Below are 17,239 nucleotides of genomic sequence, written 5' to 3'. Positions count from 1 at the left end.
ATAAGGGCTATTTAAAAGGCATATGTACTGCTTCTTTTTTTATCTCTATCATCATGTCTTTAGGGGTTTTTATACATTCTTGTAAATATTTTTTATCTAAATACGGTGCTAGATTATAATTCAATATATAACATTGTAAATTATCTTTCTTACCACTAAAATTAAATTCAATTTTATTGCCTTGCTCTAATAGTTTTTTAACTTCTGTTGTTTGTTGGATAAAAGCCTTTTGTTCTAAGTTTAAGTGTGTGATTTTTAGTATGTTTTTTACTATGGAACACGTAGAAACAGCAAACAGTAGAAGAAATATAAATAATTCGTTATTGTTTTGCTTACCTAAGAAAATACTACTTTTAACATATGAAGCGGCCATCATTCCGATACCGATAACATAACATCCTAGATATCTAAGTAACGATGCTCCTCTAATTGCCTCCTCAGCACTAAAGTTAAAGAAATATAAATATAATCGCCACAAGGCAAAAATTACAAAGCAAATAAATGTACTTATCAGAAAAAATCTATATTCTTTCAGCAAATCCGGTTTATATTTACGAATTCCGTACCATGCTGCTATACAAATAGTATATACAACTAAACTTCCTTCTTTTACTAAGAATAATAGAAAAAATTTACTGTAATTTAGTAATAATAACTTATGCCGTTCATTAAAATTTTCAGCAATATATACTAAATTACTAAAGCTATGTTCGCCTCTGTCAAAAAAATCATGAGTGTTTTTAAAATAACTCATCCAAATAAAATTATATAGAATTGGTAAAGTAAGTAGAATTAGATATATAATATAATCACTTGTTTTTTTAGGTTTTTTATCAAAAATTGTATAATGAACTATAAGAATTATCGAAGCAAAACTAGCAAGCCATGTTCCAATTTCTCGAAATAAAGCAAGCAATATCGTGATAGGCAAAATAAGCAGTAACGCTTTTTGTTTATCTTCCTCAAATATATAGATTGTAAAAATAGCTCCAAACATTAAGCTGATAGTACTATCGTTATATATAGAGCGAATCCCTGTCGTATATAATACTACGCTGCAAAGTAAAAGTGAAAACAACACGCCGGTTTGCCAAAATTTCTTATTTGCAGCTAAAGGAGCTAGAAATGCTAAATGTAATAAGAAATGTGCAAATAATACATTACCATCAGAATAACCTGAAAGTAAAAGCATAAAATAATGATAAACTGCAGCACCTCGTGGATAATGAGCGTGAGTAGTAATGATAGAAGTTAATGAGCTTTGATTTTCAAAAAAGCCGAAATATAGCAATTCTTTAGTAAATATCCCCCAGTGCGAAAAATCATCATAAGCATGCAGTGATGCATCTCGTGTATAAAGAAAAAATATGAAAATTAGTAAAGTGAGGACAATAAATTCTTTAGATAGAATATGCAAATTTCTAAGAGCTAAAAATATACCGATGAAATAACTTATATATGTTGTAGTCGATAATAGCTTTAACATAGCAAAGCAATATAAAATTGTTACTAATGTGCTGATTGTTGGAGGAATAGCAAAAGTCAATTTTGTTTTGAAATATTTTGCAAAAAAAGACGAAAATCCAAAAATGCTTAGTATAGGTATTATGATCATATACGTTTTAAAATAATAATTAGGTTCTATAAAGATTTCTAATTAATTTATATTTTTAGTTATTTTTTAGCGAAAATTAATAAAATTTTGAAATAGTTATTCATATTTCAAAAAAATCTTATAATTGACAGCAAAAAGCATGATAATATACCTTATTTTAGCAATCTTTACGGAACCTTAATTCTACCCAACAAATATAAAAATGTAAACCTTACGACTTCTTAAAAAAATTATAATGCATAATTTCTTAATAACTTCAATTGATTGATTTGAGTAAATATATGTGGTAGAAACAAGTTAAAAAGGTAGTAAGTAACAATAATATTAGTATTAGTAAAGTTTTCAGTTAAAGCCAATGAACAACTTTTAAAAGAAGAAATACAATTCTGCAATGCATGGAGCTAAAAACTGTATTACATATTTAGCAATAGCATATTAAGTATGATGAGGCTATTAAACTATTAGATGCTATACCTGATCACTTGATAAAGTTAAATAGTTACATACTACTATGTAAAAGCAAGAAATTATCCTAGTGTCAAAAGCAACTCTAGTTTGTCTAGTGAGATAAAAACACATTATGCAAAGTTTTTGGAAAAATTGAACACTATAGCAGTAATTAATTATAAGCTTGTATTGGGTAAAGAATATGATCTACTTCCTACAGTAATAGAAAATCAGAAACAATTTATTGATAGTAAAATTAGTTCCATATCCAAATATACTGGTGAGATTAGCAAGGATATTATAATATATCTGATGCAATTGTATCAGCCATTAGTGTTCATAAAATTTTTAAATTTAATGAAAAGACAAAACTAGAAGATTCTATTTAGAAAATCAGATATATTATTAGTGTTCTGTTCACGTTTGATGAAAGAAATTTATAAGCAAGGGAAGACCATATTTAGGGAGTATAAAATATGATAAAATAATTCAAGAAAATTTATCTATAATGACAACTTATAAAAGCAAATTCTAATCAAAAGATAAAAGAGAAACTACCGATTTATATACAGAATTATAGAACAAATTATATGGTGATTCTTTAAAAAATTTGGAAAGTACCTGCTAAAACTAGAGAGCAACTCCTATATTTAAAAAAAGATGAACATTTATACAAGCTATATTTAGTAGTAATCAAGATCATTGACTTAACGAAGTTCCTAATGTACTCTACACTAAAAGAAATAGAAATAATTGAAACTAAAGAGCAACCTATATGGCTTCTTCTAATAAAATGATATATGAGCCGCTTGTTAGGTCAGGATCTGAAGCAGCTAAGGATAAAGATAGTGTTTAAAAAATAGAAGCAATAATAAATTGCAGGAGATCATGCTACTCTTACTCAACTTGATCAAAAACTAGTGCAAAAATATTGCGCATATCAAAAGGAAGCGTTACAAAAGCAACAAATACAAAAATTACTTGGTGTTAAAAAAGCGATTTCTTTGCATATTGGTGATGAAGAAAATTGTATAACAGCATAAGAAGAAGTGATAAAAGTTCAGAAAAATTGGTATGTAGTAATTGATTCTAACCTCAAGCTTGATAAATCAACATTTGATATATTTCTTAAGCTTTACAAAAGGAGTTACTCATAGGAACCAAGGTGAAAATGGCATCAAATTCTTTGATGATTTAGTAGAATTAAAAAATTAATTAAGATAACAGGTTATATACTAATACAGTAAAACGGTGATAAACATTTAATCATATTTAAGAAAAAAGGAAATCATAAAGCGGTATCTAATGTTGTTAATAAATACACAGAGCTGGATATAATAGGGTTATAGTAATCTTACAAGTGCATCATCAACATTTGAAGAGTTAATATTATAATACAGGAATCTTTAGATTCCTGTATTATACTTTATTACCCATGTTTAATTTTAGCTTGTGCTGCGGCGATTCTTGCTATAGGGATTCGGTATGGAGAGCAAGAAACATAGTTTAAATTCACCCTATGGAAAAATTCTATAGAGACAGGATTTCCTGCATGTTCTCCACAAGCTCCTAGTTTTAAATTAGCATTACTGCTTTTTCCTCGTTTTATAGCAATTTCAATTAGTTCTCCTACTCCTTCTTCATCGAGGTTAGTAAACGGATCGGAATCAAAAATCTTTTCTTGTAAATAATATGGAAGGAAAGAAGTAATATCATCTCTAGAAATTCCGTATGTAGTTTGAGTTAAATCATTAGTACCAAAACTAAAATAGTCAACTTCCTCAGCTATTTTCTTACTGCTAAGTGCTGCTCTTGGTAGTTCTATCATAGTACCGAGCGTAAAGGCAAACTTATAACTATAACGTTGCTCTAATTCTTCTATTACCTCATAAATATCCATTTTAAGCTTTTTTATTTCACCTACATTGCTAATGAAAGGAATCATTAACTCTAAATTACATTTTATATGTTCTTGTGTATGTAGCTCAAAAATAGCTGTAAAAATTGCTTCTATTTGCATTTGGTAAATTTCTGGTGAACATATACCAAGTCTACATCCACGATGACCAAGCATAGGATTTACTTCATGCATAGCATGAAGGCGCTGATTAATCATGAATAAAGGTAAATTTAAGCTATTTGCCAAATTCTTTTTCTCTTCTTCGGTGGTAGGTAAAAACTCATGCAACGGTGGATCAAGTAATCTAATATTTACCGGTTTTCCATTCATTACTCTAAATAAGGCCTTAAAATCCTCAGTTTGCAGAGGTAATAATTTCTGCACGGCAAGCTTTCGTCGTTCTATATCGGGAGCAATAATCATTTCCCTTACTAAAGGAATTTTATTTTTATCAAAAAACATATGCTCGCTACGACACAAACCTATACCTTGAGCCCCAAACTTTATAGATACTAAAGCATCATTAACCGTTTCAGCATTTGCACGAACTTTTAAGCTGCTAATTTCATCTGCCCAATCTAAAATTAACTTTGATTCCTCACTGAAAGTAGGCTGAATTAACGGCATTTCACCTAAGAAGACTTTACCGCTACCTCCGTCAATTGTTATAATATCACCTTGTTTAATAACTATGTTGCCTGCTGTTAGTATTTGCTTTTTCTCATCTATAGATAAATTACTTGTGCCGCAAACGCAAGGTTTTCCAATACCTCTGGCCACAACTGCGGCATGTGAAGTCATTCCCCCTCTAATAGTTAAAATACCTGAAGAAACATACATTCCATTAATATCTTCGGGACTGGTATTATGGCGTACTAAAATTACTTTATGATGATGAGATAATTTTTCGGCATCATAAGGTGAGAATACTACAATACCCGTTGCAGCACCTGGAGAAGCAGGAAGCCCCTCGGCAATAGAAGTAATCCCCTTACTATAATCAATTCTTGTATGTAATAATTGATTTAATGATTCCGGATCTATTCGCATTAAGGCTTGTTCTTTAGAAATAAGCTTTTCTTCCACCATTTGTACAGCAATATTAATAGCAGCAATGGCTGTTCTTTTTGCGGTACGTGTTTGCAAGATATATAGCTTATTATTTTCTATGGTAAATTCTATATCCTGCATATCTAAGTAATGTTCTTCAAGCTTTTTCGCAATTTGTGATAATTCCTTAAAAACTTTTGGCATCATTGTTTGCATAGAATTTGCATCGGCTGCAATAATAGGCATAGGTGTTCTAGTTCCCGATACTATGTCTTCACCTTGAGCATTTATCAAAAACTCTCCAAAGAGCTTTTTTTCTCCTGTAGAAGGCGACCTAGTAAAAGCAACTCCTGTAGCTGAATTTTTACCTAAATTGCCGAAAACCATTGCTTGGATATTAATAGCCGTACCGCAGTCCTCTGAAATATTATTGATTTTTCTGTATATCACAGCTCTATTACTCATCCAAGAATGTAGTACCGCTTTAATTGCCGATTCTAATTGCTCATAAGGGTCATTAATTAATTGCTTATTATACTTAATATGTAACCGTTTAAAATCATCAATAATTTTTTCTAATAATTCTATGGTAATGTCACTATTTTTATAAATATCAGCTTGAATCTTGTGTTTTTCGTAAATTTGTTCAAATAGATCACTAGGTATAGATAATACCGTTGAACCGTACATTTCTAAAAATCTTTTGTAACTATCAAGAGCAAATCGTTTATTACCACAGGAATTGGCAAGAGCATTACACACTTCGTTATTCATTCCAAGATTAAGGATAGTATCCATCATTCCAGGCATTGAAACCATAGCACCCGATCGCACCGATAATAACAAAGGATTGCTTGTGCTGCCGAAAATTTTACCGGTAGTTATTTCAAGCTCGGTTATAGCTTTTTTTAAGTCACTTTGAAAATTTTTAGGAAAGTTATTATTGTGGGTATAAAAGTAATTACATAGCTCCGTAGTTATTGTAAAACCATCGGGAATAGGTAATTTTAGGTTAGACATTTCGGCAAGACCGGCACCTTTGTTACCAAGTATATTTTTCATGCTAGCATTTCCATCACTACCATTACTGCCAAAATAATAAATTAATTTTTTCATATTATATATCAAAATTTGCTAACAATTTATGTGTTTAGGAGCATTAAATCATATTTATACAGTATGAAAAAAATAGTAGCAACGTTAAATTAAGAATCTCTTTAATAAAAGAGTTGAAATTTTAAATTTGTTAATTTGTTATTATACTTATTAATTTAATTAGGTTTTGTATACAAAAGTCAAATATTATAATAAATTTTATCCGCAGAACCCTGATAAGTTAATGAGTTGCTTCTAAATGTTATTGACTAATTTAAGAAAATTGACCATAATTCTAAATGGTCATGCAGTTGCGTGATGATATAGCAAAGCTATAGATCACGAGGAAAGTCCGGACTCTATAGAGGTATGGTGCCGGCTAATCTCCGGCAGAGTATTATTACTTTAGGGAAAGTACCACAGAAAATATACCGCCGCAATATTTCGGTAAGGGTGAAAAGGTACGGTAAGAGCGTACCGGTAAGTTGGTAACAAATTACGCATGGTAAACCCCACCAAGAGCAAGATCAAATAGGCATTACAGAACTTGTGTTTCCAAGTTCCCGGGTTATCTCTAACCGGCTTGTAATGTGGGTAGATCGCTTGAGGTAAACGGTAACGTTTATCCTAGATAAATAACTGCAATGAATTTCTATTCATACAGAATCCGGCTTATAGACCTTAAAAATCCTAAAGTAGTCATCCCGGGGTCAAACCACAGGATAACAACGAACTTACTATGACATAAATTTAATGAGAAAGTTATATCATTATCCTATTTGTCCTCTTTCAAGACAAGCTCGTGTCTTCTTAAAAGAATTAGAGATAGAATTTACTACGATTAAAGAAGATTATTGGCAATTTAATAAAGATTTCTTACAAATAAACCCATCTGGAACTTTACCTGTTTTAGAAGAATCATACGGCTTATTCGTAATAGGAATTTATCCTTTTGTCGAATATCTTAATAGCAAATATCCGAATTTTAATTTTTTAGATGAAAATATTGATATTTGTACCGAAATTAGACGATTATTTTTTTGGTTTAACGATAAGTTTTATCGTGAAGTTACTAAAATTATTATCGACGAAAAAGTTATAAGATCAATTGCTAAAATTAGCAGTCCGCGAACCGAGTTTTTACGTGCCGCGAAAAATAATTTAAACTATCATTTAGAATATATAACTTCTTTACTAGAAAAAAGAAGCTATATTGTATCGGATTCACTAACTATTGCCGATATTGCCGCAAGCTGTCACTTATCGGTACTCGATTATTTTGGTGAGATTTTTTGGGATAAATGGACGCTTATCAAACATTGGTACTCTCTAATAAAATCAAGACCCTCTTTTAGATTATTATTACAAGATAGAATCCCGGGTTTTACCCCTCCGAGCTATTATATAGATTTAGATTTTTGAATATATAATTTAATAATTTTATTCTTTCCGTATTATGGCTTTTAGTATTTTACAAATCTTATTAAGAGATTGATTTTTTATAAGTGCAGGATCATATTCAAGATGAACCACACTTATAATATCTGTTCCATTATCCATATTGCACATCTTATTATTGCAGGCTTAGAATCCTCATAATTTGCTCTTATTTCAGTATCTTTGGTATTTTTCTACGTCAACAAAAATATCCTCCACCGTTATAAAAAATATAACCGTCCTTTATCTTTATATTTAACTTAAGTTTAGAGTTTATTTTCAAATAAGCAGCTCTTGCTCCTTTATGTGAATTGTAATAATAAGGAGCAAGCAATAGTCCTCTAACTGCTCTATTGAAAATCTTTAATTCTCTTTCACATATAACCTCTATATTTGTTCCTTTAGCAAATTCCAAATAATTACCGCTATAATAACTACCGGCACATATTCCAAGAAAATCACCGCCGTTTTTTAAATAACTTTGTATTCTAGCATTACCTTTTCCTTGTAATTTTTGGACATAATACAAGTCTCTTCCTCCGAATAAAATAAGTAATAAGGTATTTTAAATCCACCTCACGTCTATAATTTCTTGTGCAGAAATTATATTCTACTTTATAAGTTAAAGTGTAAAGTTTTATGGTATATGCGCAATGTTTAATACTTTCTTTTGAAACTCCTAGATTATTATAAATTTTTATTTTCATATATTCTTGACAAGAACATTATATAATTCTAAATTTAGTGTAGTGATTTAAAAAATAAATTATGAGGTAATTTTATGCAACTTAATTTAATCTCACTACCTTTCATCCAAAGGCAAGCAATAGAAATAGTTTTGGGAGTTGCATTACTTGCTATTTGTTCACAAATAATTATACCTATAAAGCCTATATTTATTTCATTGCAAACCGTTGCAGTGATGTTCATCGGACTTACATATAATAAGACTACTGCACCTTTAACAATATTATCTTTCATAACTCTTGGAGTAATAGGAATCCCTGTGTTTGGAAACTTTTCAAGTGGTTTACAAACATTATTTGGTCCTACCGGAGGATATCTAGTAGGTTTTTTACTTGCTGTTTATGTGATGGCTAGATTAAAAGATAAAATTTTTACTTCTAATAAATGTTTAAATCAGATATCTTTATGTTTGATCGGTAATATAATTATTATGAGTTTTGGCTGGGTTTGGCTTTCTAAATTCTTAGGAGCAAGTGCTGCATTTTACGGTGGAGTATTACCTTTTATTATACCTGGTATAATAAAATCAGTCTTATTAATTGGACTTATTAACGTAGTAAAATCAAATAAATTAGGAAGCAATAGAAATAAATAAAATGTTAATGCCACATTTTCCAGTACCGACTTGGAAAAATAACATTAAATATGATCTTGAAAATATAGCAAGACTTTTAAAAGCCTTAGGTGACCCTCATTTAAGACTTCCTCCCATTATACATATAGCAGGTACAAATGGTAAAGGTTCAAGTGCCGCTATGCTCAAAAGCATCTTTACGCTTAACGATTATAAGGTACATTGCTATACATCTCCTCATTTATTAGAATTTAATGAACGAATCGTAGTAGCAGGTGAGAAAATCTCGGATAATGAATTATGGCAGGTTTGTGAGCAGGTGAGGATAGCAAGCGAAAAATTTAATATCGAACCTAGCTTTTTTGAAGGTACTACGGCAGCAGCGTTTCTAGCATTTGCAGGTACTAAAGCTGATATATTAATTTTAGAGGCTGGACTTGGCGGACGGTTAGATGCAACAAATATAGTAGAACGACCATTAATCACTTTAATTACACCTATTTCATATGATCATATGAATGTGCTGGGTAATACATTATCCTTAATAGCAGTTGAAAAAGCAGGTATCATGAAACGGTTTGTTCCTTGTGTTATAAGTATACAAGCTTTGGAAGTTTATGAAACTTTATTTATAAAGGCTGAAGAGCTAGAAGTGCCGAGTTTCTGTTATGAATATGATTTTGGTATTAAAAAGACGGATAACGGATTTATTTACTCATCACAAAATGTTACTTATGAATTCCCGATTCCTTCATTGCTTGGTGATCATCAATTAATAAATGCGGCAAGCGTTATTGCTTTAATAAGTTTGATAAATAAAAAATTTAATATCAGCAACACAATTATCGCTAAAGGATTGCAAAATACTGTTTGGTCTGCAAGAATCGAAAAAATAGAACCGAAAAAATATTCTAAATTAATAGGTGATAATGTTCAAATTTGGGTAGACGGAGCCCATAATAATAGTGGAGCACAGGTTCTAGCTAGTTGGATTCGCTATAATTTAAAACCGCCTATATATTTAATACTCGGTATGACTAAAAATAGAAATGTTGAAGAATTTTGTTCTTACTTTAGGGGTTTGAAAATTAAAGGGTATGGTATTAAAGTTCTCTCTGAACCTCTAAGCCATAGTGCAGAAATAATAAATTCCGAAGGTAAAAAGAGCGGTATTGATTTTAGTGCAAGTGATTCCATCGAAGAAGCTATTAGTGATATAAAGAAAATAAATGGCGATAATAAAGCAAATATTATAATAACTGGATCGCTTCTTTTAGCTTCCGATTTTTATAAATTGTTGCGTGGAGTATGTCATACCGCGGCTTGACCGTGATATCTTTTGAGTTGTCTTTTTTGGATACAGTGGTCAAGCTAAAGTATAACCCGAGTATAAAAACTAACATAGGAGAAAATAAATATGGTTTATTGCAACAAATCTAATCAAACTTCATATCCTTTTATATTGCCTGATTTACCTTATGATAAAGAGAGTTTTAAGCCGCATTTTACTCACGAGACTTTTGATTATCATCATGGTAAACATCATAATGCATACGTACAAAATCTAAATAATTTACTCAAAGATAAAGAAGAATTACAAAAAAAAGATTTAGAAGAAATAATAGAATGGTCATCTCAAAACTCAAATACAGCTATTTTTAATAACGCAGCTCAAATATGGAATCACACCTTTTTTTGGTATTCAATAAAGCCGCAGGGTGGAGGTAAGCCAAGCGGTAAAATATTAGAACAAATTAATAAAGATTTCAGTAGTTTTGAAGAATTTTGTCAGCAATTTAAGCAAGATGCAGTAGGGCAGTTCGGTAGCGGCTGGACATGGCTTGTATATCACAATAATGGGTTACAAATTATAAAAACTGCTAATGCCGGCACGCCTATAGCAAACGGTATGAAGCCGCTTCTTGCATGTGATGTGTGGGAACACGCTTATTATATTGATTATCATAATAAACGATCTGATTATGTTGACATATTTATTAAGCATATGATTAACTGGCAGTTTGTAGAAGATAACTTAATAAAATAATCTTATGACTGTAATAAAAAATCCTATTATCAATAATCTAAAAAAGAATTAAACACTCTTGTAGTTAATTAGAAGGCTGAGGTATTAAAATGGTAGAAGAACTAAAAAAATCAGAAAGATTTTATTGTTAACAATCAAATGAAAACATTACAGGCTTTAGAGCAAGCACAAAAAAAATCCTATTGAATATATAGCTTTTAGTGGAGGGGGAGCTAAGGGAGCAATATATTCTGGTACTTATGAGGCAGCAAAAAAAGCTGGTATTTTGGATAATGCCAAGGCGTTAGTAACAGGTTCTTCCGCAGGTGCTATAATGGCATTAGTGGTAGCTCTTGGGACACTGCCTGAGCGATGTGAAGAAATTTCTAAGAATACAAATTTACAAACATTACTTGGGAATAAAGGATTTTCTGCTGGTATAGTACAGTTCGATAAAGATGGTAAACCTTTATATGATCCATTAGAACTTGTTATTAAAGAAAATATAGGAAATTTTTTTCAGAGATCAGATATTAGTAGTAAATGTTAAAGGTGATGAAGCTCTATGAATTAAGAGGAAGTTACAACCAAAAAGACGGTTAAATATCCTTTAAGGATATAGCACTACTCTGAAAATACGATCCCCGTGCAGTATAAGGATTTAGTAATTACAGCAACTCAACAAGATACAGGCGAGCTAACTATTTTCAATAGCTTTATACGCCTAATGTTGAAATCGCTTTAGCATGCCGTGCTTCTGTTTCTATACCTCTCGTTTTTGAACCGGTAGAAATTAACGGTAAGCAATATATTGATGGTGGGTATTTAGATAATATACCTACAAAATATTTTAAAGATAATGAACCAGAATTTAACACAAAAGAAGTCACTGATGATATAGAGGAGATTATCTTATAGCTAAAAAGCAAGGTAGGACTCTAGCTATGGCTTTTGGTAGTGGAATGGAAGCTAATGCTAATATTGCTATATATAGTGCAAAAAAATTTAAAAATCCAAGTGCAATCGTAAAGTTTTTAGCTGACGTATTATTTAAAATGCTTGCAAAAGTGGGAGGAAAATTTAAATATACTACCACTCTAAAAGAAACTAATGAGCAATTACGTGAAAATGCTTTAAACACTGTTGTTTTAGATACTTCTGGAATAAGTACTTTAGATTTCAAAGATGCACAAAAATATTCTGATTACTTGCATATTAAAGGATACTGTTCTGCTAAATGTTTATGAAGTTTATAATAATAAAAATCTACATAAAACTTTTGGCACTAAACTATTAGAGATGTTTGACTCTTCAGAAGCAAAATCTTTCTCTAAATGGCAGGATGGAGTTATCGAAAATCATGACGATAAAGCAAACATACTATTATCATTTTGTAAAACCGGAGCATTAAATGAAAAAGAATTACAAGAAAACCTTAAAGAATATGTAATTATTGCGGTTACTAGTAGTAATAATACATTAAAAGCAGATACAAAGTCATTAAAAGCTTTGTGCTGCACACATTAAATGATCCTACTGCTCCAAGTAAAGTAAAAGATAGTTTGATTAAGGTATTTGGAATAGATAAAAACAAAGATGTAAGATTTAATAACACTAAAACCTTTGATGAAAACATTGCTAAGTTTAAGTTTACTAAACAAGCTTTAGAAAGCTTTATAAATAAAAGTAAAAGCGAAACACTAAAAATTCAAAACAAACATAGTGTAACTAGAACTCATGCAAGTAGAGGATGAGTTAGCTATTCTTACATTCCAGCGAAAGCGGAAATCCAAATTTTTCCAGTTTCATACCACGGTTTGACCACAGTATCCAAAATAATATTTTTATTTTGATTCCCATGGTCAAGCAAACTAGGTTACAATACAGGTTACTGGATTCATATCTACGTGGAATGACATCGGTTTCAACAAAATTAATTCTAAAAATGAACATAGGTAAATTTAAACTAATTGTCTTTGACGAAATAGATAGTACAAATTCTGAGGCTATAAGAATTGCTAAGAGTAACAAAGTTGATTCAAATTATGCATTACTTGCCAAATCTCAAACCAAAGGACGAGGAAGAAGTAGTAAAAATTGGCAGTCTAGATCAGGTAACTTACATGTCAGTTTACTAATAAAACCTGATAAAGAGCTAGAATTATTATCGCAATTATCTTTTGTTACAGCACTTGCCGTTTATGATAGTATGTCATCATCCCGCGATCGAGTCGCGGGATCCAGTAATTATATGGATATCTTAGTCAAGCCATGGTATGATAGTTTGAAACTAAAATGGCCCAACGATGTTTTGGTGAACGGTCGAAAAATCGCTGGTATACTTCTTGAATCTGTTAAAGTAGGGGATAATTATTATATTATCATCGGTATAGGTATTAATATTACTTATCATCCTATAGATATAGACCAACCTACTACTAGCTTAATAAGTGAAAATCTACCGCTTATAGAGCCGCAAGCTTTACTTAAGATATTAATAGAGAATTTTGAAAAATATTATCAAATTTGGGATAACAACAGTTTTTCTTTTATTAGAGAAAAATGGTTAGAACATGCCTATAAGTTACATGAGAATATTAGCATTAAACAGAAAAATGATATAGTAACCGGTCTTTTTAAAGATATCGATAATACTGGCAGAATAATATTGCAACTACCGTCCAAAAAAATAATGTCTTTTTCCACTGCCGAACTTTCTTTTTAGCAAAAATTTTACTAAATTTTAACTATTGGTTTAACTATTGTTTACCATTACTTAAGCTATAAAATTAACAAGGTAATATTAATATGTCCCAAGAGAATAACAACCCAAGTTATATGTCTCAAGCATTTTTAAAAAATGCATATGAGCAATTAAACGAATTTAAAAAGCTTTCTTATGAGAATAATATTCGTACATTAATGGAAGATCGTAATAATAAAGTTGACAAAACTTTTAAATGTGCATTATTTACTGTTAATAATTTGAAGGTTTAATAGAACTATATGACGAAGTAATAGAAAAAATACCTAATGATAAAATATTAGGAACTTGAGAATGCAAAATGTATAAATGTTATTGTTTACGTAGAAGTTAAAATATGTCAACAGAAAAATTAGTGAAAATCCTTTCGCAATTATAGTAACGATTTTGTACAAAATCATATAATTATTGATGGTATTTTTGAAGAAAAAAGTATTAGATCTGATATGAATTTAAATAATGCTATTGTTAAAATAATAATATATACTAACGGTGTTTTTGAGCATTTTGTTAGATATTATTGCACTTGTATATACAAAATTATGATTTAAGCTTGAAAATACATTTAAAACCTGAAACGGTAAAATATAATTATAGTAAAACATGTAGAGCAATTTTCAGAGATAATAAATGCAACATAGATAAAGTTTATATAGGCCTATATAAGGTTAAAGAAATACTCAAGAAAAGTTTAAGAATACTAGCTTTAGTAAAGAAAACAGCTATTATAACGGCGGTCAAATCATATTCGGCGAGAATCGTTTTAGTATTAGAGTTCTAGGTAATTTTAGTGATTTGATTATATACAGGATATTATATTGGACTCGGTTAAAGATGCTGAAGAAGTAAACATTTACTGCCAGCTGCGATAAAAATTTTATAACCTATTGCAATAAGTTTAATAATGCTTTAAATTTTAGATACGAACTACTAATACGGGAAAAAGATTGTATAAATTTTTAGTATAATCAATGAAAAAAAATTTTATAAAACTAGTATATGCAGAGCTAAAGAATATCATAAATATAAAAAGCTCCAAACAACAGCAAAAAAAAGAAACGCAATTAATTGATTATTTTAAAGTAGTTGAAAGTAATATATTATATACATTTCAAAAAATAAAAAAGGAATATGAAAGAGACTAAACGTTTTTTTAACAAAAATAATAGATTAAATAAAGGTTATGCTAAGACTTTTAGTGTAAACGAGCCCGATAATAATTTTTACCATAAAAAATTTGCACATATATTACCGCCAATTGATTTAATCAGCGAGTATGAGAATATTTATCCTGGTACTTTACAGGAATTAATACATATGGCGCAAAAAGAACAAGCTCATAAGCATGCTATAGATCTAAAAAACTTGAAAATGCAGGAAAGAGTCGTTAAATTAACACGAATCTGTTTATTAATATTTGGAATTTGCCTAGTAGTTTCAATATTTTTTTTAAAACTTTCTACATAAAATTAAAGATAAAATATTTTATTTACTTGTAATTTTAAATAAAATAAGTTAAATGCTAATGTATATTTATTTATAAACATAATACGGAGAAATTGTATTTCTAAAAATAATTTTCCTAAGGCTAATAGAGAAATCAGAGTTAGAGAAGTTCGTCTAGTAGGCGAAAACGGTGAAATGCACGGCATCGTAAATATTAGAGAAGCATTAGACATGGCTGACAAAGTCGGTCTTGATTTAGTTGAAATATCACCGAATGCTGAACCTCCCGTATGTAAGATTTTAGATTTCGGTAAGTTTAAGTATGAAAGCAAAAAGCGTTTACATGAAGCACGCAAAAAGCACAAAATCGTCGTACTTAAAGAAATGAAATTTAAACCTAATATTAGTATAGGTGATTTTGAAACTAAACTAAGAAAAATAAAAGAGTTTTTAAAGGACGGAAATAAAGTAAAAATTTCTTTATGGTTTAAAGGGCGAGAGATCCTACATAAAGAAGTCGGTCAAGAGCTATTTAAACGTATAGAAATAGGATTAGAGGGACTCGTTAAAATTGATCAGCATGCTAAAATGGAAGGTAAACAGATGATAATGATAATTAGCCCTGATATTAAGGTGTAATAGATACTTGGGAGGTCATTGCAAGAAAATTACAACGTTGTTGCATAGGTCAATTTTACCCCTGTCATCCCCCACAACTTGATCGCAGGATTAAAAATAGACTACTAATTCTGGGTTGTATTACTGGACTCCGTGGTCTCAAGCCACGAAATAACAACTATGGGTACTGGATTCGAGCTTCTGAGGGAAATCAATTGTTGTTAAATAACAATAATAAAAAATAAAATTTAAATAAATTATGCCGATTAAAATTTTAATGCCTGCTTTATCTCCAACTATGACGGAAGGAAATCTATCTAGGTGGTTAAAAAATGAAGGGGACAAAGTTAATCCCGGGGAAGTAATTGCCGAAATTGAAACCGACAAAGCAACGATGGAAGTAGAAGCAGTAGACGAAGGTATACTGGCCAAAATAGTTATTCCACAAAATAGTCAAAATGTACCTGTTAACTCTTTAATTGCTGTGTTAAGCGAAGAGGGAGAAGACATAGATGATATTAATGGGTTTATTGCAAAAAATAGTAGTGTATTACCATCACTGAAAGCAGATGCAGATGCTAATCTTCTAAAATCCACTGAGGATATAGCTGTGCAATATTCTAATGTAGAAGAGCAGGTAGCAGTTACAAATCATAACAAAAGTAAAATATTCGCCTCACCCCTTGCGAAAAGGCTTGCAAAAATTCAAAATATTAGACTTGAGAGTGTAAAAGGTAGTGGTCCGCACGGTAGAATAATCAAACAAGATATTTTATCATATACTCCTAGCACTGTTCCTAATAAAATAGTTATTAGGAATCCCGAAGAATATCATTTAGTACCAAATAATAATATTCGCAAGATTATAGCTAAACGTGTACTTGAATCTAAACAAGCAGTCCCACATTTCTATTTATCGATAGAATGTAACGTTGATAAATTATTAGAAATAAGAGAAGACATTAATAAATCTTTTTCTGAAGATAATTCAACAAGGATATCGGTCAATGATTTTATTATTTTAGCAATAGCCAAAGCTTTGCAAGAAGTGCCGAATGCTAATGCTAGTTGGGGGAAAGATGCGATTAGATATTACAATAATGTGGATATTGCGGTAGCAGTAGCAATTGAGAATGGGCTTGTTACGCCGATAGTTAAAAATGCTGATCAAAAAAATATTATCGAGCTATCTCATGAAATGAAAGAATTAATAAAGAAAGCAAAAGATAATAAATTAACCCCTGAAGAGTTTCAAGGTGGAGGATTTACTATTTCTAACCTCGGTATGTACGGTATTAAGAATTTTAATGCTATAATAAATCCACCGCAAAGTTGTATAATGGGGGTTGGTAGTAGCTCAAAACGTGCTATAGTCAAAAATGATCAAATAAATATAGCAACAATTATGGACGTAACTCTTTCTGCTGATCACCGAGTAATAGACGGAGTAGTCGGTGCCGAGTTCTTGGCAGCATTTAAGAAGTTCATAGAAAGACCCGCTTTGATGTTGTTATAATCAA

18 protein-coding genes, 1 other RNA gene and 2 pseudogenes are annotated in these 17,239 nt (G+C 30.5%); 18 read left to right on the top strand and 3 right to left on the bottom strand.

Features of this window, described 5'->3' with window-relative positions; genetic code table 11:
* Window positions 1–7 precede the first annotated feature (7 nt).
* Window positions 8–1,615, bottom strand: a complete 1,608-nt coding sequence (locus A1E_RS02595) for a hypothetical protein (RefSeq protein WP_012148710.1) — start codon at window positions 1,613–1,615, stop codon at window positions 8–10.
* A gap of 1,367 nt (window positions 1,616–2,982) precedes the next feature.
* On the opposite strand from A1E_RS02595, the gene A1E_RS07135 reads away from it, so the two are divergent.
* A complete protein-coding gene (locus A1E_RS07135) occupies window positions 2,983–3,105 on the top strand; it encodes a hypothetical protein (protein WP_012148707.1) in 123 nt (40 codons plus the stop codon).
* Window positions 3,106–3,491: 386 nt separating this feature from the next.
* Here A1E_RS07135 and ppdK read toward each other — a convergent pair whose 3' ends face one another.
* Window positions 3,492–6,128, bottom strand: a complete 2,637-nt coding sequence (gene ppdK, locus A1E_RS02585; protein ID WP_012148706.1) for a pyruvate, phosphate dikinase — start codon at window positions 6,126–6,128, stop codon at window positions 3,492–3,494.
* A 274-nt stretch (window positions 6,129–6,402) separates the two neighbouring features.
* Between ppdK and rnpB the strand changes: the two genes are divergently transcribed.
* Window positions 6,403–6,796, top strand: an RNA gene (gene rnpB / locus A1E_RS05130) — RNase P RNA component class A.
* Window positions 6,797–6,860: 64 nt separating this feature from the next.
* Window positions 6,861–7,529 carry a glutathione S-transferase family protein gene (locus A1E_RS02580; RefSeq protein WP_012148705.1) on the top strand — a complete coding sequence of 223 codons (669 nt, stop codon included), beginning with the start codon at window positions 6,861–6,863 and terminating at the stop codon, window positions 7,527–7,529.
* Here A1E_RS02580 and A1E_RS02575 read toward each other — a convergent pair.
* Window positions 7,492–8,251: pseudogene (locus A1E_RS02575) on the bottom strand (BPL-N domain-containing protein). The gene A1E_RS02580 and the pseudogene A1E_RS02575 overlap by 38 nt on opposite strands.
* A 74-nt stretch (window positions 8,252–8,325) precedes the next feature.
* Between A1E_RS02575 and A1E_RS02570 the strand changes: the two are divergent.
* The 15 genes and pseudogenes from A1E_RS02570 to A1E_RS02515 all read left to right on the top strand — a co-directional run bounded on the left by A1E_RS02570 (window position 8,326) and on the right by A1E_RS02515 (window position 17,235).
* Window positions 8,326–8,886 (top strand): biotin transporter BioY, encoded by a 561-nt coding sequence (locus A1E_RS02570; RefSeq protein WP_012148702.1) that lies wholly within the window; start codon window positions 8,326–8,328, stop codon window positions 8,884–8,886.
* Between the two features lies 1 nt (window position 8,887).
* The gene (locus tag A1E_RS02565) at window positions 8,888–10,192 is read left to right on the top strand and encodes a folylpolyglutamate synthase/dihydrofolate synthase family protein (RefSeq protein ID WP_012148701.1); all 1,305 of its coding nucleotides are present in this window, start codon (window positions 8,888–8,890) and stop codon (window positions 10,190–10,192) included.
* Window positions 10,193–10,282: 90 nt separating this feature from the next.
* Window positions 10,283–10,912 (top strand): superoxide dismutase, encoded by a 630-nt coding sequence (locus A1E_RS02560; RefSeq protein ID WP_012148700.1) that lies wholly within the window; start codon window positions 10,283–10,285, stop codon window positions 10,910–10,912.
* A 181-nt stretch (window positions 10,913–11,093) separates the two neighbouring features.
* Entirely contained in the window at window positions 11,094–11,441 is a 348-nt protein-coding gene (locus A1E_RS07130) for a patatin-like phospholipase family protein (RefSeq protein WP_330932949.1), read from the top strand.
* Window positions 11,442–11,626: 185 nt separating this feature from the next.
* A complete protein-coding gene (locus tag A1E_RS07125; RefSeq protein ID WP_155799180.1) occupies window positions 11,627–11,809 on the top strand; it encodes a patatin-like phospholipase family protein in 183 nt (60 codons plus the stop codon).
* Window positions 11,810–11,835: 26 nt separating this feature from the next.
* A complete protein-coding gene (locus A1E_RS07120) occupies window positions 11,836–12,138 on the top strand; it encodes a hypothetical protein (protein ID WP_041405240.1) in 303 nt (100 codons plus the stop codon).
* Between the two features lie 52 nt (window positions 12,139–12,190).
* Window positions 12,191–12,418, top strand: a complete 228-nt coding sequence (locus A1E_RS07115) for a hypothetical protein (protein WP_269146065.1) — start codon at window positions 12,191–12,193, stop codon at window positions 12,416–12,418.
* Window positions 12,403–12,645 (top strand): hypothetical protein, encoded by a 243-nt coding sequence (locus tag A1E_RS07110; RefSeq protein WP_269146064.1) that lies wholly within the window; start codon window positions 12,403–12,405, stop codon window positions 12,643–12,645. The genes A1E_RS07115 and A1E_RS07110 overlap by 16 nt, the downstream gene beginning before the upstream one ends.
* A 191-nt stretch (window positions 12,646–12,836) precedes the next feature.
* Window positions 12,837–13,616 (top strand): biotin--[acetyl-CoA-carboxylase] ligase, encoded by a 780-nt coding sequence (locus A1E_RS02540; RefSeq protein ID WP_012148698.1) that lies wholly within the window; start codon window positions 12,837–12,839, stop codon window positions 13,614–13,616.
* A 113-nt stretch (window positions 13,617–13,729) separates the two neighbouring features.
* On the top strand, window positions 13,730–13,888 hold the full coding sequence (locus A1E_RS02535) for a hypothetical protein (protein ID WP_231259252.1): 159 nt from the start codon (window positions 13,730–13,732) through the stop codon (window positions 13,886–13,888).
* Window positions 13,889–14,458: 570 nt separating this feature from the next.
* Window positions 14,459–14,618: pseudogene (locus A1E_RS07275) on the top strand (phage BR0599 family protein).
* An 8-nt stretch (window positions 14,619–14,626) separates the two neighbouring features.
* Window positions 14,627–14,800 carry a hypothetical protein gene (locus tag A1E_RS06505; RefSeq protein ID WP_012148695.1) on the top strand — a complete coding sequence of 58 codons (174 nt, stop codon included), beginning with the start codon at window positions 14,627–14,629 and terminating at the stop codon, window positions 14,798–14,800.
* A complete protein-coding gene (locus A1E_RS02525) occupies window positions 14,787–15,122 on the top strand; it encodes a DUF2335 domain-containing protein (protein WP_012148694.1) in 336 nt (111 codons plus the stop codon). The genes A1E_RS06505 and A1E_RS02525 overlap by 14 nt, the downstream gene beginning before the upstream one ends.
* A 72-nt stretch (window positions 15,123–15,194) precedes the next feature.
* On the top strand, window positions 15,195–15,740 hold the full coding sequence (gene infC / locus A1E_RS02520) for a translation initiation factor IF-3 (protein ID WP_081422199.1): 546 nt from the start codon (window positions 15,195–15,197) through the stop codon (window positions 15,738–15,740).
* Window positions 15,741–15,978: 238 nt separating this feature from the next.
* Window positions 15,979–17,235: a pyruvate dehydrogenase complex dihydrolipoamide acetyltransferase gene (locus tag A1E_RS02515; RefSeq protein WP_012148692.1), complete on the top strand. Its 1,257-nt coding sequence runs from the start codon at window positions 15,979–15,981 to the stop codon at window positions 17,233–17,235.
* Window positions 17,236–17,239: the final 4 nt, after the last annotated feature.

The organism is Rickettsia canadensis str. McKiel, from assembly GCF_000014345.1.
Taxonomy (GTDB): domain Bacteria; phylum Pseudomonadota; class Alphaproteobacteria; order Rickettsiales; family Rickettsiaceae; genus Rickettsia; species Rickettsia canadensis.
Note: the sequence above shows the minus strand (reverse complement) of the source record. Positions and strands in the feature narration are given on the sequence as shown.